22 protein-coding genes are annotated in these 19967 nt (G+C 55.9%); 16 read left to right on the plus strand and 6 right to left on the minus strand.

Translation table 11 applies throughout. The features are described 5' to 3' along the window. Window positions 1-24: 24 nt before the first annotated feature. Window positions 25-585, minus strand: coding sequence for a lipoprotein (locus QMG44_RS04580; RefSeq protein WP_020884685.1), 561 nt, complete (start codon window positions 583-585; stop codon window positions 25-27). Window positions 586-709: 124 nt separating this feature from the next. Next, window positions 710-1918, minus strand: a complete 1209-nt coding sequence (gene mdtH, locus QMG44_RS04585; protein ID WP_014169547.1) for a multidrug efflux MFS transporter MdtH — start codon at window positions 1916-1918, stop codon at window positions 710-712. A gap of 236 nt (window positions 1919-2154) precedes the next feature. Between mdtH and rimJ the strand changes: the two genes are divergently transcribed. The 4 genes from rimJ to murJ all read left to right on the plus strand — a co-directional run bounded on the left by rimJ (window position 2155) and on the right by murJ (window position 6052). After that, the gene (gene rimJ / locus QMG44_RS04590) at window positions 2155-2739 is read left to right on the plus strand and encodes a ribosomal protein S5-alanine N-acetyltransferase (protein ID WP_013097146.1); all 585 of its coding nucleotides are present in this window, start codon (window positions 2155-2157) and stop codon (window positions 2737-2739) included. A gap of 9 nt (window positions 2740-2748) precedes the next feature. Next, entirely contained in the window at window positions 2749-3399 is a 651-nt protein-coding gene (locus tag QMG44_RS04595) for a YceH family protein (protein WP_020884684.1), read from the plus strand. Window positions 3400-3401: 2 nt separating this feature from the next. Beyond that, complete coding sequence (locus QMG44_RS04600; RefSeq protein WP_025204464.1) at window positions 3402-4325, plus strand: Gfo/Idh/MocA family protein; 924 nt, start codon at window positions 3402-3404, stop codon at window positions 4323-4325. Between the two features lie 191 nt (window positions 4326-4516). Continuing rightward, window positions 4517-6052 carry a murein biosynthesis integral membrane protein MurJ gene (murJ, locus tag QMG44_RS04605; protein WP_020884681.1) on the plus strand — a complete coding sequence of 512 codons (1536 nt, stop codon included), beginning with the start codon at window positions 4517-4519 and terminating at the stop codon, window positions 6050-6052. A 59-nt stretch (window positions 6053-6111) separates the two neighbouring features. Here the strand turns inward: murJ and flgN are convergent, their stop codons facing one another. The 3 genes from flgN to flgA form a co-directional block, all read right to left on the minus strand. After that, complete coding sequence (flgN, locus tag QMG44_RS04610) at window positions 6112-6537, minus strand: flagella biosynthesis chaperone FlgN (RefSeq protein WP_014169553.1); 426 nt, start codon at window positions 6535-6537, stop codon at window positions 6112-6114. A gap of 4 nt (window positions 6538-6541) precedes the next feature. Continuing rightward, window positions 6542-6835, minus strand: a complete 294-nt coding sequence (flgM, locus tag QMG44_RS04615) for a flagellar biosynthesis anti-sigma factor FlgM (protein WP_014169554.1) — start codon at window positions 6833-6835, stop codon at window positions 6542-6544. A gap of 93 nt (window positions 6836-6928) precedes the next feature. Next, a complete protein-coding gene (gene flgA, locus QMG44_RS04620) occupies window positions 6929-7588 on the minus strand; it encodes a flagellar basal body P-ring formation chaperone FlgA (protein ID WP_047955360.1) in 660 nt (219 codons plus the stop codon). Between the two features lie 157 nt (window positions 7589-7745). Here flgA and flgB point away from each other — a divergent pair, with 157 nt between their 5' ends. The 11 genes from flgB to flgL all read left to right on the plus strand — a co-directional run bounded on the left by flgB (window position 7746) and on the right by flgL (window position 17600). Then, window positions 7746-8162, plus strand: coding sequence for a flagellar basal body rod protein FlgB (flgB, locus tag QMG44_RS04625; RefSeq protein WP_014169556.1), 417 nt, complete (start codon window positions 7746-7748; stop codon window positions 8160-8162). Window positions 8163-8165: 3 nt separating this feature from the next. Beyond that, window positions 8166-8570: a flagellar basal body rod protein FlgC gene (flgC, locus tag QMG44_RS04630; protein ID WP_013097138.1), complete on the plus strand. Its 405-nt coding sequence runs from the start codon at window positions 8166-8168 to the stop codon at window positions 8568-8570. Between the two features lie 11 nt (window positions 8571-8581). Next, window positions 8582-9292: a flagellar hook assembly protein FlgD gene (flgD, locus tag QMG44_RS04635; protein WP_020884678.1), complete on the plus strand. Its 711-nt coding sequence runs from the start codon at window positions 8582-8584 to the stop codon at window positions 9290-9292. A gap of 26 nt (window positions 9293-9318) precedes the next feature. Further along, window positions 9319-10527 (plus strand): flagellar hook protein FlgE, encoded by a 1209-nt coding sequence (gene flgE, locus QMG44_RS04640; protein ID WP_014169558.1) that lies wholly within the window; start codon window positions 9319-9321, stop codon window positions 10525-10527. Window positions 10528-10547: 20 nt separating this feature from the next. Next, window positions 10548-11303: a flagellar basal body rod protein FlgF gene (locus QMG44_RS04645; protein ID WP_014169559.1), complete on the plus strand. Its 756-nt coding sequence runs from the start codon at window positions 10548-10550 to the stop codon at window positions 11301-11303. Between the two features lie 11 nt (window positions 11304-11314). Beyond that, a complete protein-coding gene (gene flgG / locus QMG44_RS04650) occupies window positions 11315-12097 on the plus strand; it encodes a flagellar basal-body rod protein FlgG (RefSeq protein WP_008500810.1) in 783 nt (260 codons plus the stop codon). 57 nt (window positions 12098-12154) lie between these two features. Further along, entirely contained in the window at window positions 12155-12853 is a 699-nt protein-coding gene (gene flgH / locus QMG44_RS04655; protein ID WP_023311139.1) for a flagellar basal body L-ring protein FlgH, read from the plus strand. Between the two features lie 12 nt (window positions 12854-12865). After that, the gene (locus QMG44_RS04660) at window positions 12866-13963 is read left to right on the plus strand and encodes a flagellar basal body P-ring protein FlgI (RefSeq protein WP_014169561.1); all 1098 of its coding nucleotides are present in this window, start codon (window positions 12866-12868) and stop codon (window positions 13961-13963) included. Next, complete coding sequence (flgJ, locus tag QMG44_RS04665; RefSeq protein ID WP_086532693.1) at window positions 13963-14916, plus strand: flagellar assembly peptidoglycan hydrolase FlgJ; 954 nt, start codon at window positions 13963-13965, stop codon at window positions 14914-14916. Before QMG44_RS04660 ends, flgJ begins: the two co-directional genes overlap by 1 nt. A gap of 75 nt (window positions 14917-14991) precedes the next feature. Then, complete coding sequence (flgK, locus tag QMG44_RS04670) at window positions 14992-16632, plus strand: flagellar hook-associated protein FlgK (protein ID WP_049022670.1); 1641 nt, start codon at window positions 14992-14994, stop codon at window positions 16630-16632. Window positions 16633-16646: 14 nt separating this feature from the next. Then, the gene (gene flgL / locus QMG44_RS04675) at window positions 16647-17600 is read left to right on the plus strand and encodes a flagellar hook-associated protein FlgL (protein WP_014169564.1); all 954 of its coding nucleotides are present in this window, start codon (window positions 16647-16649) and stop codon (window positions 17598-17600) included. A gap of 74 nt (window positions 17601-17674) precedes the next feature. On the opposite strand, the gene QMG44_RS04680 is transcribed toward flgL, so the two are convergent. Further along, window positions 17675-18889, minus strand: a complete 1215-nt coding sequence (locus QMG44_RS04680) for an MFS transporter (protein ID WP_086532692.1) — start codon at window positions 18887-18889, stop codon at window positions 17675-17677. 109 nt (window positions 18890-18998) lie between these two features. Between QMG44_RS04680 and QMG44_RS04685 the strand changes: the two genes are divergently transcribed. Beyond that, window positions 18999-19934, plus strand: coding sequence for a LysR family transcriptional regulator (locus QMG44_RS04685; protein WP_207622573.1), 936 nt, complete (start codon window positions 18999-19001; stop codon window positions 19932-19934). Window positions 19935-19967: the final 33 nt, after the last annotated feature.

The following is a 19967-nucleotide window of genomic DNA, read 5'->3' on the forward strand; positions in this document are numbered from 1 at the left end:
AAGGGCGCCTCGGCGCCCTACGGGTTAATCAGTGAAGGGAATAATGATTTCTCCCGGTTTCACCTCTATCCCTTTAGCATACTTTTTCGCAAGCGCTTCACCCTTGCTCTTGTCTTCACTTAAGACATAGGCTGGCTGCTGATTAAAATAGTTACGCAGCGACTGATTCAGATAAGGCATCAGGGTTTGCAACACAGATTTCATCTTGTCCGGCGTGACTTCCGCATCGACGACTTCCATCTCCTGCAGGTAAATAGCCCCTTTCTCTTTGTTAAAGACCGGCAGCGCTTTCAGCTTCAGCTTGATATTGGCTTTCTGGTTGCCGAAGAGGGAGGTCATATCGAGGTTTGCATCCCCGTTCAGCGTCACTTTGTTTGGCTCTTCACGTCCTATCTGGCTGGTCAGGTTGCTGAGGACGATATGCGCATCGGCAAGCCCGGGCACGCCGATGTCTTTTGAAAAGTTGTTATGTTTTTCCAGCGCCTGATTAATTTCCTGTTCACTGACGGTGTATTGCGTAAGCTGGTTACAGCCCACCAGCAGACCGCTGACAATGAATGCAGCGGCAATGACAATTTTCTTCATAGTGTTCCTCAACGAAAAATCGGCGCTTCTGTCCTGTTACGTCAGTATGTCAGTGTGAAATGGCAGAAACCAGCAGAAAAAACTGAGAAGTGAGGCGGGAGCGACCTCCCGCCAGAGGGAAGGGCTACGCGCCCGGTTCGAGCATGCCGCTTGCGCTGCGCTTCTGGCTGAACTGCCACCAGAGGGCCAGCAGCGTCATAAAGCCCACCGCGCCGAGCATCATCCACGGCAGTTCCGGTTGATTCAGCGCTTTGCCTGCATCAAACAGCCAGCCGCCGCCGGCGTAACCCAAAGCCCCACCAAAGGCCAGACCGAGTCGGCTGAACCCCATATAGCTGCCGCGGGCACGCGCATCTGCAAGCGAGGCGCTCAGCGTCTCACGAGCCGGCTCGGCGATGATAGAGCCGATATAGAAGGTGCAAATCAGCGTAAACAGCTGCTGGAGAGAATTCACCAGACCGATGGGCATCATGCTCAGTGTCATTAAAAACAGCCCGGCCATCAGACGATGCTCCAGGCGAAAACGCCGTTCACTCCAGCGGGCAATCGGATAGAGCAGCGTCAGCGAAAGCGCGGCTTCGATGGCGTACATCCATTTCACGGCGGCCGGGGTTCCCGCAATATCATTGACCATGATAGGCAGCATCAGCATCACCTGCACGGCAAGCATGTAGTAACCCGTCAGGGTCAATACGTAGGTGACAAAACGTTTGTCGTGCAGGACGCGGCCCAGCCCTTCGCGTACCGGCGCTTTCACCGTCGACAATTTCCATGCTGGCAGATACAGGCCATTAAAGAGGGCGCACAGAATAAAGAGCACCGCGCCAGCCGCGCAGACCAGACGGAAATCGTACTGCAGCAACCAGCTCCCCAGAAGCGCGCCAATTACCGCGCCCGCGCTGTCCTGCATCATCAAAATCGAGAAGAAACGTCCGCGGTGCTGCGGGCGAATTAACTTCACCACCAGCGCGGTGCGCGGCGGGTCAAACAGGGTTCCGCCGATCCCGGAGAGAAAGCAGGAGAACCACAGAAGCCAGGGCTCATGGGCAACCGCCATCGTGGCAAAGCCTGCCGCACGAAGCAGCATACCGGTCACAATCATCGGTTTCGCGCCGAAGCGGTCAGCAATGGCGCCGCCAAACACCCCAAGGCCTTGCTGGACAAACTGGCGTAACCCCAACGCGATGCCAACCATCAGCGCCGCCCAGCCCATTTGATCGACAAAGCGGATCGAGATAAGAGGAAACACGACAAAAAAGCCGAGCACGACCAGCATGTTATCGACTAGCAGGAAATATTTACCCAGGCTCCTCGCCTGTGATACGCGGGACATTTTCCCTCCAGGGAAAACAGGATGGTGAGCACGCTAACATTCTGCGGGGTTACTGCGCGTTTTCCCACCCCTGGGCGTGACAATATTTTTTTATCAAAAGAGCGCTTTGATAGAGAGTTCTCATCGAAAAATGTGAAAAGAGGTCAAAATGGTATGTCACTGTTTTCACAGACGGCGCAGGCACAGGTATAGTAAAGCTAATGGGTCAGCAGAAGTGACGGGAAGGAGTGGTATCGATGTTTGGCTATCGCAGTAATGTGCCAAAAGTGCGTCTGACAACGGACAGGCTGGTCGTTCGTCTGGTGCATGAGCGTGATGCCTGGCGTCTGGCGGATTATTACGCCGAGAATCGCCAGTTTTTAAAACCCTGGGAACCCGTTCGGGATGAGAGCCATTGTTACCCATCTGGCTGGCAGGCGCGCCTCAGTATGATTGCGGAATTTCATAAGCAGGGAAGTGCGTTTTATTTTGCGCTGCTGGATCCTGAAGAAAAAGAGATTATCGGCATCGCCAACTTTTCAAACGTCGTGCGCGGATCGTTTCACGCCTGCTACCTCGGCTACTCCATCGGTCAGAAATGGCAGGGGCAGGGGCTGATGTATGAAGCATTAACGGTGGCGATCCGTTATATGCAACGCACGCAACATATCCATCGTATTATGGCGAACTATATGCCGCATAATCAGCGCAGCGGTAATTTGCTGGCGCGTTTAGGGTTTGAGAAAGAGGGTTACGCCAAAGACTATCTGCTGATAGATGGAGAATGGCGCGACCATGTCCTCACGGCATTAACCACCCGGGACTGGACAGCGGGTCGCTAAGGAGAAGAGATGAAATATCAGTTAAGCGGTGCAGAAGCGCGCGTCGTCGGATGCCTGCTGGAAAAACAGGTCACGACGCCGGAGCAATATCCGCTCTCTGTCAACGCCGTCATGATGGCCTGCAACCAAAAGACCAACCGCGAGCCGGTAATGAACCTCAGCGAGCATGACGTTCAGGATGTGCTGGATGAACTGGTGAAACGCCATTATCTGCGCACCGTCAGCGGCTTCGGAAACCGCGTCACCAAGTACGAACAACGTTTTTGTAATTCCGAATTCGGCGACCTGAAGTTGAGCGCCGCGGAAGTGGCGGTGATCACGACCCTTTTACTGCGCGGGGCACAGACTCCCGGCGAGCTGCGCACACGGGCTTCCCGTATGCATGAGTTTGCGGATATGCAGGAAGTGGAACAAACCCTGGAAGGGCTTGCAACCCGCGAGGATGGCCCTTACGTGGTGCGTCTGGCGCGCGAACCGGGCAAGCGTGAGAGCCGCTATATGCATCTCTTCAGTGGCGAGGTGGATACCGCGACGCTGGCAACGGAACAAGAGTCCACTGTTGTCAGCGGCAGCCTGACGGCGCGCGTGGACGCGCTGGAAGAGGAGGTCGCTGGGCTGAAACAGCGCCTGGACGCACTGCTGGCACATTTGGGAGATTAACAGTGAAAAAATTACGTGTAGGCGTGGTGGGGCTTGGCGGTATTGCACAAAAAGCCTGGTTACCGGTATTAGGCGCGGCAACGGACTGGACGCTTCAGGGCGCGTGGTCACCTACCCGCGAGAAGGCTGAACGCATCTGCGCAACCTGGCGGATACCATACGCCGCTTCGCTGTCTGATCTTGCCCGCGAGTGCGATGCGGTATTTGTGCATACCTCAACGGCAACGCACTATCAGGTGGTCAGCGAACTGCTGAATGCCGGTGTTCACGTCTGTGTGGATAAGCCCCTGGCGGAGAACGTTCAGGATGCCGAGCGACTGATAGAGCTGGCGGCACGCAAGAACCTGACGCTGATGGTGGGCTTTAACCGCCGCTTCGCTCCGCTTTATCAGCAGCTGAAGGCACAGCCGGGCGCGCTGGCCTCCCTGAGGATGGATAAACACCGTACCGACAGCGTCGGGCCAAACGATCTGCGCTTTACGCTTCTCGATGATTATCTGCACGTGGTGGACACAGCGCTCTGGCTGACGAACGGCCAGGCTCAGCTGAAAAGCGGGACCCTGATGACCAACGATCTGGGCGAGATGGTCTACGCCGAGCACCACTTTGCGCTGGAACATCTGCAGGTGACCACCAGCATGCATCGTCGTGCGGGCAGTCAGCGGGAGTTTGTCCAGGCCGTGACTGACGGTGCGCTGTATGACATCACCGACATGCGGGAGTGGCGTGAAGAGAAGGGCAACGGTGTGGTCACGCTTCCGGCGCCGGGCTGGCAGAGCACTCTGGAGCAACGCGGCTTCGCGGGATGCGCCCGTCACTTCATTAGCTGCGTGCAAAATCAGACGGTTCCGGAAACCGCCGGTGAACAGGCCATCATGGCGCAACGCATCGTGGAACGGCTCTGGCGAGAGGCCATGAGTGAATAACCCTCTGTAACATCTGCCGATAGTAATTCCCTTAAATCCGGGTAGACTAAGCGCCGATTGTTGGTTTCGCCGGGAGGCGTTTCGCCTACCCGGCCTGCAAATCCGAAGGCCTGCGCAAGCGCAACGCCGTCGGGCATTCATTACGCCTGCTCTGCAGGCGTTTTGCCGTATGGTTGTGGAAATTCACATTAATGAACTTATTAAAATCGCTGGCAGCCGTCAGCTCGATGACCATGTTTTCTCGCGTACTGGGTTTTGCGCGCGATGCCATTGTGGCAAGGGTTTTTGGTGCTGGGATGGCAACGGACGCCTTTTTCGTCGCGTTCAAACTGCCGAATTTATTGCGCCGTATTTTTGCTGAGGGCGCTTTCTCGCAGGCCTTCGTTCCAATTCTGGCGGAATATAAAAGCAAGCAGGGCGAAGATGCTACGCGGGTGTTTGTCGCCTACGTCTCCGGGCTGCTGACGCTGGCGCTGGCTATTGTGACAGTCCTGGGGATGCTGGCTGCGCCCTGGGTGATTATGGTGACCGCGCCGGGGTTTGCCGACACCGCTGATAAATTTGCGCTTACCACCCAGCTGCTGCGCATTACCTTTCCTTATATCCTGTTGATCTCGCTGGCCTCGCTGGTGGGGGCAATCCTCAATACCTGGAACCGCTTCTCCGTTCCGGCGTTTGCGCCGACGTTTTTGAATGTCAGCATGATCGGTTTTGCCCTGTTTGCCGCACCGCATTTCAACCCGCCGGTACTGGCGCTGGCCTGGGCGGTGACCGTGGGCGGCGTCCTGCAGCTGGCATATCAGCTGCCGCATCTGAAGAAAATTGGCATGCTGGTTCTGCCGCGCATTAATTTCCGTGATGCTGGCGCAATGCGCGTCATGAAGCAGATGGGACCTGCAATCCTCGGGGTTTCTGTCAGCCAGATCTCACTTATCATCAATACCATCTTTGCCTCTTTCCTGGTGTCCGGTTCGGTCTCCTGGATGTACTACGCTGACCGTCTGATGGAGTTTCCTTCTGGCGTACTGGGCGTCGCGCTGGGGACGATTCTGCTGCCGTCGCTCTCTAAAAGCTTTGCCAGCGGCAACCATGATGAGTATTGCCGCCTGATGGACTGGGGCTTACGCCTCTGTTTCCTGCTGGCACTGCCAAGCGCGGTGGCGCTGGGGATCCTCGCGAAACCGCTGACCGTCTCGCTGTTCCAGTACGGTAAATTTTCAGCCCATGATGCGTCCATGACTCAGCAGGCGCTGGTGGCGTACTCGGTGGGATTGATGGGGCTGATTGTTGTTAAAGTGCTGGCACCAGGGTTCTATTCCCGTCAGAACATTAAAACGCCGGTGAAGATTGCCCTGGTGACGCTGGTGATGACCCAGTTGATGAACCTGGCGTTTATTGGCCCGCTGAAGCACGCGGGGCTGGCTCTGTCTATTGGTCTGGCGGCCTGTCTGAATGCCGGGCTGTTGTACTGGCAGCTGCGTAAGCAGGATATCTTCACGCCGCAGCCGGGCTGGGCGAGTTTCCTTGTGCGACTGGTTATCGCGGTGCTGGTGATGGCAGCGGCGTTGCTCGGCATGATGCACGTGATGCCGGAGTGGTCGCTCGGCACCATGCCTTATCGTCTGCTGCGACTGATGGCCGTGGTGGGTGTTGGGGTTGTGGCTTACTTTGCCACCCTCGCCGTGTTGGGCTTCAAAGTGAAAGAGTTTGCCCGCCGTACGGCATAAACGCCAAAAGGGGAGTTCACCTTATGGTGCTCCCCACTGCTTGATTTGTCGCTTATGCTTCAAATCGAAATCTTTTTCCCGCCCGTAATACGTGCCGTCGCTGTCTGCCCATCCGCACCGTACAGCCCGGTTTCTTTATGCGGTTTTAACACCTCAAGCGCTTGCTGATTACGCTCTATCTGACCTTCAAGCAGCCAGCCGTTATGCTGGTTGAGATGGCGAAGATGCTGGGTTTTTTCTGTAATAGTCTGCCAGCGTTCAACGATATCGTCGTTAGCACTGCGCTTAGGATCCTGCTCAGCGCGACGTTGCTGCTCAAGGTAATCCAGCGTCGCCAGGAGCGAGCTTTTGTCTTCAGTAATACGCTGCAACGCGCTGCCGTTGATGTGACCGGAAGAGAGGTGCTGTTGCTCAGCGTCCATTACCGTTTTCAGGTCGTTCAGGACAACCGTCATTTGATCCAGTATTTCTGACAGTCGACTCATACGGTTAGTTACTCTGTAAGAAACTCTGCGCTTCCTGAATCAGGGCGTCAGCAATTTTGCTGGTGTCCATTTTCAGCTCGCCGTTACGAATAGCCGTTTTCAGCGCTTCAACGCGTTCCATGTTGATATCGTTGCCGCCTGGCTGCATCAGTTTTGCCTGGGCATCGCTCAGGGTTACGCTGGTGCTGTTAGACGTTGACGGTTTTTCCAGACGCGTTTTCTGCGGCGTAGCGTCATTCGTTTCGCGAGGTTGTACAGCGCTTACCGGCTTCAGGGCTGATGTACGATCAATGCTCATAGTGTTGTCCTCATCGAGGGTTCGCGGCGTTGGCGCCTGACATCATCAATAGTTGAATATTTATCGGCAGCTGCAGCGAAATCTTTAAAAAGATTATAGGTTAATCAGAATATTCCCATCAGAATCGACGGTTCCGCTAACCACCTGCCCTGAAGACATTCTGACGCGGGCATTTTGCGCCACCGCGGCATTGTTTAACGCTTTCCCTTCACTGTTGATACTGAAGCCATCTCCATTGGCCACCACCATCACCTGCTGACCCGCCTTGACGCGCCACGCCTGGCGCAGCATCGACAGCTGTATCGGCTGGCCCGGTGCGACATCACGCAGGCTGACGGCGTCCTGCGCCTGGATAATTTCAAGCATTGTCCGTGGCGGCAGCTGATCCAGACGGCCACGTTTCAACGTCACGCTGTTGGCCTGCAGTGCGGTACCCCGGGCAATGGGGACAGCGGCGACAACATAATTGCCTGTCGCCTGGACTGCAACCTGTAAATACCGTTTTTCGTTGGCGCAGCGTGCCAGCACATTCACGTTCCCCCACAGTCTGGTGGTGCCGGTCACGGTAAATGACGGCTGCTCACAGGAGGGATACAGATTCGGTGGCGTGCGTACCGTGACGACAACTTCATCGCTAAAGCCCGCCAGCTTCTGGGCAAAAAAGGTGTTTAGCTGATCCTGTAAACCATCCGCCTGCACCAGGGGGCTAAAAAGCAAGAAAGTTGCCATCAGGCCACGTTTTAACGTTTGCATCGCAAGTTCCACCGTTTCCAGAATTGAGTGAATTCTACCTGCAGTGGTTTTTCATCAACGCAATAAATAGCGACGCATTTTGCGCTTATTCCGTCGATAAGGCGGATGGGTTGAGATTTAAGCTGTGAACTGAAATTTTGCCATCAGCGGAGGAGACATGCTCGATAAACTCGACGCCGCGTTACGTTTTCAGCAGGAAGCGCTCAATTTACGTGCCCAGCGGCAGGAAATTTTAGCCGCCAATATCGCTAACGCCGATACGCCAGGGTATCAGGCGCGCGATATTGATTTTTCCAGTGAGCTTAAAAAAGTGATGGAGCGTGGACGCGCAGAAGGGAGCGGTGTCGCGCTCGCGCTGACCTCCTCACGTCATATTCCCGCTCAGACGATGACCGCACCAACGACCGATTTGCTTTATCGCATTCCCGACCAGCCTTCACTCGACGGTAATACCGTGGACATGGACCGGGAGCGTACACAGTTTGCCGATAACAGCCTGAAATACCAGACAGGCCTGACCGTTCTCGGCGGACAAATCAAAGGCATGATGAACGTCCTGCAGGGGGGCAACTGATAAATGGCCTTGCTGAATATTTTTGATATCGCCGGCTCGGCGCTTACCGCGCAGTCCAAACGTCTGAACGTAGCCGCCAGTAACCTGGCGAACGCCGACAGCGTGACCGGACCAGACGGTCAGCCTTATCGTGCGAAACAGGTCGTCTTTCAGGTCGATGCGGCACCAGGCGCGGCCACCGGCGGTGTGAAAGTCTCTGATGTGGTTGAGAGCCAGGCACCGGACAAGCTGGTGTATGAGCCTGGCAACCCGCTGGCGGATGCGAACGGTTACGTAAAAATGCCTAACGTGGATGTGGTGGGTGAGATGGTGAACTCCATGTCGGCGTCACGCAGTTACCAGGCAAACGTCGAAGTGCTTAATACCGTGAAGAGCATGATGCTCAAAACACTCACTCTCGGCCAGTAAAGGAGACATGCATGTCCATCGCCGTAAATGTGAATGATCCCACGAACTCAGGTGTTAATGGCGCCAAAAGTTCGACGGGTTCCAACGCCCTGACGGGCAGTAACGCGTCCGATCTGCAGAGCAGCTTTCTGACGCTGCTGGTAGCGCAGCTGAAGAACCAGGATCCCACCAATCCGATGCAGAACAACGAGCTGACCACGCAACTGGCGCAGATCAGTACCGTCAGCGGCATTGAAAAACTCAACACCACCCTTGGCTCCGTTTCCGGTCAGATTGACAACAGCCAGTCTCTGCAGGCTGCGAATCTGATTGGTCATGGGGTGATGATCCCGGGGACCACGATCCTTGCCGGCACCAGCACTACCGAGGGGACGTCAACCACGACCACCACGCCGTTTGGCGTTGAGCTGCAGCAGCCGGCTGACAAAGTGACTGCGACGATCAGCGATGCGAGCGGGGCAGTGGTACGCACCATTGACATTGGTGAGCTGAAGGCAGGCGTACACACCTTTACCTGGGACGGCAGCCTGACCGACGGCACGAAAGCACCAAACGGTTCTTACAAAGTGGCGATCAGCGCCAGCAACGGAACCACCCAACTGGTGGCACAGCCGCTGCAGTTCGCGCTGGTTCAGGGCGTGATTAAAGGCGCTGGCGGTAACAAACTGGATTTGGGTACCTCAGGTACCACCACGCTCGACGAAGTTCGGCAGATTATCTAAGCCTTAACACTTATCAGGAGTAAGTCATGGCCTTTTCTCAAGCGGTCAGCGGCCTGAATGCTGCGGCCACCAACCTGGATGTCATTGGCAACAACATCGCCAACTCCGCGACCTATGGTTTTAAATCCGGTTCTGCCTCATTTGCAGATATGTTTGCCGGTTCCAAAGTGGGTCTGGGCGTGAAAGTTGCGGGCATCACTCAGGACTTTACCGACGGTACGACGACCAACACCGGTCGTGGTCTGGACGTCGCCATCAGCCAGAACGGTTTCTTCCGTATGGTCGATTCCAACGGCTCTGTGTTCTACAGCCGTAACGGTCAGTTCAAACTGGACGAAAACCGTAACCTGGTGAACATGCAGGGTCTGCAATTAACCGGTTATCCTGTTGCGGGTACCCCGCCAACGGTTCAGACCGGCGCTAACCCGCAGGCGATCAATATCCCAACGACCTTGATGGCGGCGAAATCCACCACCACCGCGTCCCAGCAGATCAACCTGAACTCTACTGACACCGCGCCAACCACGGCCTTTGATCCGACCAACCCTGACAGCTACAACAAAAAAGGGACGGTGACGGTCTTTGACAGCCAGGGTAATGCGCACAACATGAACCTGTTTTACGTTAAAGACGCGACTCCGGCAAACTCCTGGAAAGTCTATGCCCAGGACGGCAGCGTTGCAGGAAGCACGCCATCCCTGGCGACCACGCTGACCTTCAACACCAGCGGCGTACTGACCGGCGGCGGCAGCATCAATATCACCACCGGCACCGTTCCAGGTGCAACGCCAGCCACGTTTGCGATGAGCTTCGCCAATTCCATGCAGCAGAACACCGGCGCCAATAACATCGTGGCAACCAACCAGAACGGTTACAAACCGGGTGACCTGGTGAGCTACCAGATCAACGACGACGGCACCGTGGTGGGTAATTACTCCAACGAACAGACCCAGGCCCTGGGCCAGATCGTGCTGGCTAACTTCGCCAACAACGAAGGTCTGAAGTCTGAAGGCGATAACGTCTGGTCTGCCACCCAGTCTTCCGGCGTGGCGCTGCTGGGTACCGCGGGCTCCGGTAACTTCGGTACGCTGACCAACGGTGCGCTGGAAGCGTCTAACGTGGATCTGAGTAAAGAACTGGTGAACATGATTGTCGCGCAACGTAACTATCAGTCGAACGCGCAGACCATCAAAACCCAGGATCAGATCCTCAACACGCTGGTTAACCTGCGTTAAGCGGCTGACAGGAAAGCGCAATGGATCACGCAATATATACCGCGATGGGCGCGGCAAGCCAGACGCTCAATCAGCAGGCTGTTACTGCCAGCAACCTGGCAAACGCCTCTACACCGGGCTTTCGTGCGCAGCTTAATGCGCTGCGTGCGGTCCCGGTGGAAGGGCTCTCCCTGCCGACGCGTACGCTGGTTACGGCCTCTACGCCGGGTGCGGATATGACGCCAGGCCAGATGGATTACACCTCACGCCCGCTGGACGTTGCCCTGCAACAGGACGGCTGGCTGGCGGTGCAGACCGCTGACGGCGGTGAAGGATATACCCGTAACGGTAACATCCAGGTGAGTGCCACGGGCCAGCTGACGATTCAGGGTCATCCGGTAATGGGTGAAGCGGGTCCGCTGACGGTGCCGGAAGGGTCTGAGCTGACTATCGCGGCCGACGGGACCATTTCGGCATTGAACCCGGGCGATCCGGCCAATACCGTTGCGCCCGTCGGGCGTCTGAAGCTGGTGAAGGCGGAAGGCAAAGAGGTACAGCGTGGCGATGACGGGATGTTCCGTCTGACCCAGGCGACCCAGGCCACTCGGGGGGCCACGTTACAGGCCGATCCGAGCATCCGCGTGATGTCCGGCGTTCTGGAAGGCAGTAACGTCAAGCCGGTCGAAGCGATGACCGACATGATCGCCAGTGCCCGTCGTTTTGAAATGCAGATGAAGATTATCAGCAGCGTTGATGAAAACGCGGGCAAGGCTAACCAACTTCTGGCTATGAGTTAACAGGACTCCTTATGATCAGTTCTTTATGGATCGCGAAAACTGGCCTGGACGCGCAGCAAACCAACATGGATGTGATTGCCAACAACCTGGCAAACGTCAGCACCAATGGTTTCAAGCGTCAGCGTGCGGTTTTCGAAGATTTGCTTTATCAAACCATCCGCCAGCCGGGAGCGCAGTCTTCTGAACAAACGACGCTGCCATCCGGCCTGCAGATTGGTACCGGTGTTCGTCCGGTAGCCACCGAGCGTCTGCATAGCCAGGGCAACCTGTCTCAGACCAACAACAGCAAAGACGTGGCAATCAAAGGCCAGGGGTTCTTCCAGGTGCAGCTGCCTGACGGAACTTCTGCCTATACCCGCGACGGATCGTTCCAGGTCGATCAGAATGGCCAACTGGTGACGGCGGGTGGTTTCCAGGTTCAGCCTGCGATTACCATCCCGGCGAATGCCCTGAGTATTACTATCGGGCGTGACGGCGTGGTGAGTGTGACGCAGCAGGGGCAGGCCGCACCTGTTCAGGTTGGACAGCTGAACCTGACCACCTTCATGAACGACACCGGTCTGGAAAGCATTGGTGAGAACCTCTACACCGAAACGCAATCCTCCGGTACGCCAAATGAAAGCACCCCGGGCCTCAACGGTGCGGGTCTGTTGTATCAGGGTTATGTCGAAACCTCGAACGTGAACGTTGCGGAAGAGCTGGTGAATATGATCCAGGTCCAGCGCGCGTATGAAATTAACAGTAAAGCAGTGTCGACGACCGACCAGATGCTGCAGAAACTGACGCAACTCTAAGGTGTAGCCCGGTGCGGTCAACGCCGCGCCGGCTCCCTGTTTTCGAAGATGAAGGCAATGCAAAAAAACGCGGCGTTTCGTTATCCGATACTGACTGTTCTGGCTGTCACCCTCAGCGGGTGTGCCTTGATCCCGTCTAAACCTTTAGTGCAGGGTGCGACTACCGCCCAACCCGTTCCTGGCCCGGCGCCAGTGGTGAACGGCTCCATTTTCCAGACCGCGCAGCCAATCAATTATGGCTATCAACCGCTGTTTGAAGATCGCCGCCCGCGTAATGTCGGCGATACGTTGACCATTGTGCTGCAGGAAAACGTCAGCGCGAGCAAGAGCTCGTCGGCGAATGCCAGCCGCGATGGCAAAACCAATTTCGGTTTCGATACCGTTCCACGCTATCTGCAGGGCCTGTTCGGCAATGCGCGTGCTGATGTCGAGGCCTCTGGCGGCAATACCTTTAACGGTAAAGGTGGCGCGAATGCCAGCAATACCTTTAGCGGCACGCTGACGGTGACGGTTGACCAGGTGCTGGTTAACGGCAATTTACACGTTGTGGGTGAAAAACAGATCGCCATCAATCAGGGCACTGAGTTCATTCGTTTCTCGGGCGTGGTTAATCCTCGCACCATCAGCGGCACCAACACCGTTCCGTCCACCCAGGTGGCGGATGCGCGCATCGAGTACGTCGGTAACGGCTACATCAATGAAGCGCAAAATATGGGTTGGCTGCAGCGTTTCTTCCTTAACTTATCGCCGATGTAAGCGAGGTGACCCATGTTTAAATCGATCTTCGCCGTGGCGCTGGCGCTGGTGGCAACGTTTGCCCAGGCTGACCGTATTCGCGATCTCACCAGCGTTCAGGGCGTACGCGAAAACTCGCTGATTGGCTATGGCCTGGTGGTGGGTCTGGACGGAACGGGCGACCAGACCACCCAGACGCCATTCACGACTCAAAGTTTGAACAACATGCTTTCCCAGCTCGGTATTACCGTACCGGCGGGAACCAACATGCAGCTGAAAAACGTGGCCGCGGTCATGGTCACCGCCTCCTATCCTGCGTTCGCGCGCCAGGGGCAGACGATTGATGTCGTGGTCTCGTCAATGGGTAACGCCAAAAGCCTGCGTGGCGGCACGCTGCTGATGACTCCGCTGAAAGGGGTCGACAGCCAGGTTTATGCGCTGGCGCAGGGGAACATTCTGGTCGGCGGTGCCGGCGCGTCTGCGGGCGGCAGCAGTGTGCAGGTGAACCAGCTGAACGGCGGGCGTATCACCAATGGTGCAATCATTGAGCGTGAACTGCCGACCCAGTTTGGCGCAGGCAACACCATTAACCTGCAGCTGAATAATGAAGACTTCACGATGGCGCAGCAGATTGCCGACACCATCAACCGCAGCCGCGGCTACGGCAGCGCCACGGCGCTGGATGCCCGTACCGTGCAGATCCGCACTTCTACCGGCAGCAGCAACCAGGTCCGTATGCTGGCTGATATCCAGAATATGGAAGTGAATGTTCCGGTTCAGGATGCCAAAGTGATTATCAACTCGCGCACCGGTTCGGTCGTGATGAACCGCGAAGTGTCGCTCGACAGCTGTGCCGTGGCGCAGGGTAACCTCTCCGTGACGGTTAACCGCTCCGCCAACGTCAGTCAGCCTGATACCCCGTTCGGGGGTGGCCAGACCGTGGTGACGCCACAAACGCAGATTGATTTGCGCCAGAGCGGTGGGTCGCTGCAGAGCGTACGCTCCAGCGCGAACCTCAATAGCGTGGTTCGGGCCCTGAATGCCCTGGGGGCGACGCCGATGGATCTGATGTCGATTCTGCAATCCATGCAAAGCGCGGGCTGTCTGCGCGCCAAACTGGAAATTATCTGATGCTGACCGATAGCAAGCTGTTGACCGGTGCTGCCTGGGATGCCCAGTCGCTCAACGAACTGAAAACTAAAGCAGGTAAGGACCCGGCGGCGAATATCCGCCCGGTCGCCCGCCAGGTGGAAGGGATGTTTGTACAGATGATGCTGAAAAGCATGCGTGAAACCCTGCCGAAAGACGGGATGTTCAGCAGTGATTCAACCCGTCTTTACACCAGCATGTATGACCAGCAGATTGCGCAGCAGATGACCGTCGGGAAAGGCCTCGGTCTGGCTGATATGATTGTCAAACAGACCGAAGCCGCGCAGGGCATCCAGCCGGATGATAAGCCACAGCAGGTGCCGATGAAGTTCGACCTGCAAACGGTGACCAGTTATCAGAATCAGGCCCTGACGCAGATGGTGCGCAAAGCCATACCGAAGGCCACGAGTACCAGCGATGAGCCACTTTCTGGCGACAGCAAAGACTTCCTGGCGCAGCTCTCGCTGCCGGCACGTCTTGCCAGTGAACAGAGCGGCGTGCCTCACCACCTGATCCTCGCGCAGGCGGCGCTGGAGTCCGGCTGGGGTCAGCGGCAGATCCGTAAAGAAAACGGCGATCCGAGCTTTAACATCTTCGGCGTGAAGGCCACGTCGAGCTGGAAGGGGCCGACCACCGAGATCACCACCACTGAATATGAAAACGGTGCGGCGGTGAAGGTTAAAGCCAAATTCCGCGTCTATAGCTCCTATCTGGAAGCCTTATCCGACTATGTGGGCCTGTTGAGCCGAAATCCGCGTTACACCGCCGTTACACAGGCGGCAACCGCGGAGCAGGGCGCTCAGGCACTGCAGAACGCGGGCTACGCCACCGATCCGAACTATGCGCGTAAGCTCACCAGTATGATTCAGCAGCTGAAATCGATGGGCGAGAAGGTCAGTAAAGCCTATAGCACAGATATCGAAAATCTGTTCTGAAAGTTCTCAAGTCCCGGTGGAGGCTGCCGATAACCTTCATCAGGACTCGTGTCTGAACGTATAAAAGGAACCCCCATGTCCAGTTTGATTAACAGTGCCATGAGTGGCCTCAGTGCTGCGCAGTCGGCACTCAATACCGTCAGTAATAATATTTCAAGCTATAACGTGGCAGGTTATACCCGCCAGACGACCGTGCTGGGCGCGTCAAACAGCACGCTGACCGGCGGTGGCTGGGTAGGTAACGGGGTTTATGTCTCCGGTGTCCAGCGTGAGTATGATGCATTCATTACCAACCAGCTGCGCGCCGCGCAGACCCAGAGCAGCGGCCTGACTACGCGCTATCAGCAGATGTCAAAAATCGACGATGTGCTCTCGGATACCACCAACTCGCTCTCTACCACGCTGCAGGACTTCTTCAAAAGTCTGCAGACGCTGGTGAGTAACGCGGAAGATCCGGCTGCGCGCCAGACGGTGCTGGGCAAAGCGGATGGCCTGGTCAATCAGTTTAAAACCAACGATCAGTATCTTCGCGATCAGGATTCTCAGGTGAATACCGCGATTTCTGCCAGCGTCGATCAAATTAATAACTACGCCAAACAGATTGCGAACCTGAACGATCAGATTTCCCGTCTGACCGGCGTGGGTGCTGGCTCATCACCAAATGACCTGCTCGATCAACGCGATCAGCTGGTGAGCGAACTGAATAAAATTGTCGGTGTTGAAGTTTCTGTGCAGGATGGCGGCACGTATAACGTCTCATTTGGCACCGGTTACAGCCTGGTACAGGGGAGCAAAGCGAACCAGCTGGCTGCGGTGAAATCCAGCGCAGACCCAACCCGTACAACGCTGGCCTATACCGATGATGTTACAGGCAATATCGAAATTCCTGAGAAGCTGATTACCACCGGCACCCTTGGCGGTTTACTCACCTTCCGCTCTGAAGATCTGGATAAAGCGCGTAATAACCTTAACCAGATGGCGCTGGCCTTTGCTGACGCGATGAACAAGCAGCATGAAGCGGGTTTTGATGCTAACGGCGATGCTGGCGGCAAGCTCTTTGACTTTGGCTCGCCTGCGGTTGTGTCCAACAGCAAGAATTCAGGTACCGCCGCGCTGACAGCCTCCGTGGCTGACAGTACTAAAGTCCAGGCAACCGATTATAAGCTGCAGTTCAACGGAACCGACTGGACCATTACGCGTACGTCGGATAAGACCAGTTTCACGATGAGTCCGGATGCGAGCGGCAATCTGTCTTTCGACGGCCTGAATGTCAACGTGAGCGGTACCGCGAATAACAAAGACAGTTTTGTTGTGAAGCCCGTTTCTGATGTCATCGTAAACATGGAACTCAAGTTTAATGATGAGTCCAAACTGGCGATGGCATCGACAAGCGCCGGTGGCGAAAGTGACAACCGCAACGGTCAAAAATTGCTGGATCTGCAAAATAGCAAGCTTGTCGGCGGGAATAAGTCTTTCAATGATGCTTATGCTTCCCTCGTCAGTACCGTTGGTAGCTCAACAGCGGCACTGAAAACCAGCAGCGAAACGAAAGCGAATGTGGCGACGCAGTTAACCAAACAGCAGCAGTCGATCTCAGGGGTAAACCTTGACGAAGAGTACGGCAATTTGCAGCGCTATCAGCAGTATTACCTCGCTAATGCGCAGGTTCTACAAACTGCCAGCTCGCTCTTTGATGCAATCATTAATATTCGCTAAGGCTGAGGTGAAACATGCGTATTAGCACCCAGATGATGTACGACCAAAACATGCGCGGGATCACCGATTCCCAGAGCAAGTGGTTGAGTTATGGTGAGCAAATGTCCACCGGCAAGCGTGTCAATCGTCCGTCGGACGATCCTATCGCGGCGTCGCAGGCTATTGTTCTGTCACAATCACAGTCACAAAATAGCCAGTTTGCGTTGGCAAGATCGTTCGCATCACAAAAAGTTTCTCTCGAAGATAATGTGCTTAACCAGGTCACTGCAGCCATCACCAGTGCTAAAGAGAAATTAGTCTATGCCGGAAACGCAACCTTAAGTGATGACGATCGCCTGTCGCTGGCGAGCGATTTGCAAGGTATTCGCGACCAATTGATGAACCTCGCAAACACCGCGGATGGTAATGGTCGGTTTATCTTTGCCGGCTTTAAGACTGAAGTGCCACCGTTTGATTCCGTTACCGGTGATTACAAAGGCGGTACTGAGGCTATTTCGCAGCAGGTTGATACCGCGCGTAATATGGTCATTAGCCACACGGGTCAGCAGATCTTCGAAAGCATCACCAGTAACGCCAAAGAACTGCCTGGTGGCGGGTATGGCGAGACGAACATGTTCAAGATCCTCGATACGGCGATTACCGCGCTTAAGGTTCCCGTCGATACCGACTCTGCTGCAGCTGAAGCACAGGGGAAAATCATTTCTGATGCTCAAACCGGCATCACAAATACCCAGAACAACATTCTTACTGTCGCTGCTGATGTAGGTACCAAGATGAACGAGCTTGAAAAGCTGGATAACCTTGGTGACGATCGTGCACTGGGCCAGACTAAGCAGATGAGCGACCTGGTTGATGTGGACTGGAACGCAGCGATCTCCTCTTACACCATGCAGCAGGCCGCGCTGCAGGCATCTTATAAAGCGTTTAGCGATATGCAGGGCATGTCCCTGTTCCAGCTGAACAGATAACATCTTGACCTCTTGGAACATGTCTTGAAACTGGGCATGTTTTACTGCCCAATCCGTGTGGATTGGGCATTTTTTTACGCGATTTCTGCCGGTGCGGAGGCGACGCGTGCACTTTCAATCAGACGTATTGCCAGCGCAATGACACCGCATACCGTTGCCAGGGCAACCACGCCCGTCCAGCCAGCCAGCGTGTAGATTTTACTCCCCGCTGCCGAACCCAACGCCATGCCGATAAAGACCACCGTAAAGAGCAGGGCGTTAAGACGCCCCCTGGCCTGAGGCTCAAGGCTATAGACCAGATTCTGGTGCGCCACCAGACTGGACTGCAGGCCCAGATCAAACCCGATGGCTGAGACAGCAATCAGAATCAGTTGTCCATGAAGACCCAGCGCGGGCATCAGGAACATCAGGGCAAACGAGACGGTAACCAGTGCCGCGCCAAGCTGCGTGACTTTTCCGGCGCCCAGCTTGTCCGCCAGACCTCCCGCCAGCGGGGCGGCTAAGGCCCCCGCGGCCCCGGCAATACCATAACCACCCGCGACGGCGCTCCCCAGGTGATAGCGCTCCAGCAGCATAACCGCCAGCGTTGACCAGAAGGCACTAAAAGCAATCGACAGAAAACCCTGTGCCAGTGCTGCACGACGCAGAGCCGGATAACGACGCCACAGATGTTCCATTGAGCGCATCAGGGCGGGATAACTCAGCGTGGAGTGAATGGCAAAACGCGGGAGTACCCGCCACATCACCGCTCCAATAAATGCGATGCTTACAGCGGCCAGCTGATACATGACGCGCCAGCCAAAAGCTTCCCCCACCACACCGCTGACGGTTCGCGACAGCAAGATACCCATCAGCAACCCTGTCATCACGGTTCCCACGGTTTTCCCCTGCTTCCCTTCGGGGGCGAGGATAGCCGCTGCGGGAACGATATCCTGTGCCATGGTCGCGGCCATGCCAATCAGCAGGCTTGCCAGCAGCAGTGAGTGCTGCTGCCCGGTCAGGCTGCAGCCCAGCATAAACAGTGCCAGGGCGGCGCTTTTTATCAGGATTAACGTCCTGCGGTCGTGACGATCGCCAAGTGGCAACAGAAAAAGAATACCGAGCGCGTAGCCTGCCTGGGTCAGCGTCGGGACCAGCCCCATCCCTTCAATACTAAGATGAAGGTCGGCGCCTATCAGCGGCAGCAGCGGTTGCGCGTAGTAAATGGATGCGACGCTAAAGCCAGCCCCCAGAGCCAGCATAAAAATCACCCAGCGACTGGCGGCATGGGGAGCAGTTGTTGTGTTCATAAGACGTTCCTCACTCATAGTGTGCCGCTATTTTTTATCACTACGCCTTGCGACGGTAGAGGGCCTGGTGGTAAAACGCTTATACGTTTGGCGTATAGCAGGGAAAATGATGAAGCGAGATGAGCGTATAGACAGGGTGGAACTCATGCGCACATTTGTTCGTATTGTGGAAAGCGGATCGCTATCCGGGGCGGCAAGACTGCTTGCGACGAGCCAGGCCACGGTGAGCCGCCGCCTTCAGTCTCTGGAAACGCTGCTGGGGGTACGGCTTTTATTGCGAACCACCCATGCAACAAAACTTACCGATGACGGCGAGCGCTGCTATCAACATGCCCGGCGGGTCATTGATAGCTGGCTGGCACTGGAAGATGAAATCGGCCAGACGGAGGACGAGCCGGTTGGGGTGTTACGGGTACGTGCACCGCACGCCTTTGGGCAGGATCAGCTCCTGAGACCGTTAACGGAGTTTTTGCAGCGTTATCCTCAGCTGTCGGTGGAGTGGATGCTCAACGATAAGTCGGTGGATTTTCTGAGCGACAATCTGGATTGTGCTATTCGAGTTGGCGCAGAGGTGGATCCGGCAACCGTCTCCGTGCTGCTGGCGGAAGTGCCACGCTGTGTGGTGGCTTCGCCTGCGCTGCTGAACCAGTTTGCGCCGGTTCACACACCGGAGGATCTGCAGGCGCTTCCCTGGATTGCCATCAGCACGTTCTATCAGCGACATGTGGAGTTGTGGGATGATCTTTCGCAGGTAAAACGTATCTCCATTGCGCCACGGTTAAGCACGGATAGTCTGCATGTTGCGCGCAATACCGCCCTGACAGGGTTAGGGGTGGCGATGGTTTCAAGCTGGACGGTCAAGCAGGATATCCAGGAAGGGCGCTTAGTGCATTTGCTTCCACAGTGGCAGCCCGCCGCGCTCCCGGTTCATCTGGTTTATCCGTGGTCGCGTTATTATCCGGCGCGTTTACGCCGTTTTCTGGAGATGATGAAGAGGGTGATGCCGGACATTGCGGGTATGAGAAAGCCGGCACGCGAGCAATAAAAAAGCCGACCCGAAGGTCGGCTTTTTACGCTA

The sequence above is a fragment of the Enterobacter sp. 200527-13 genome (assembly GCF_027924865.1).
GTDB classification, from domain to species: domain Bacteria; phylum Pseudomonadota; class Gammaproteobacteria; order Enterobacterales; family Enterobacteriaceae; genus Enterobacter; species Enterobacter ludwigii.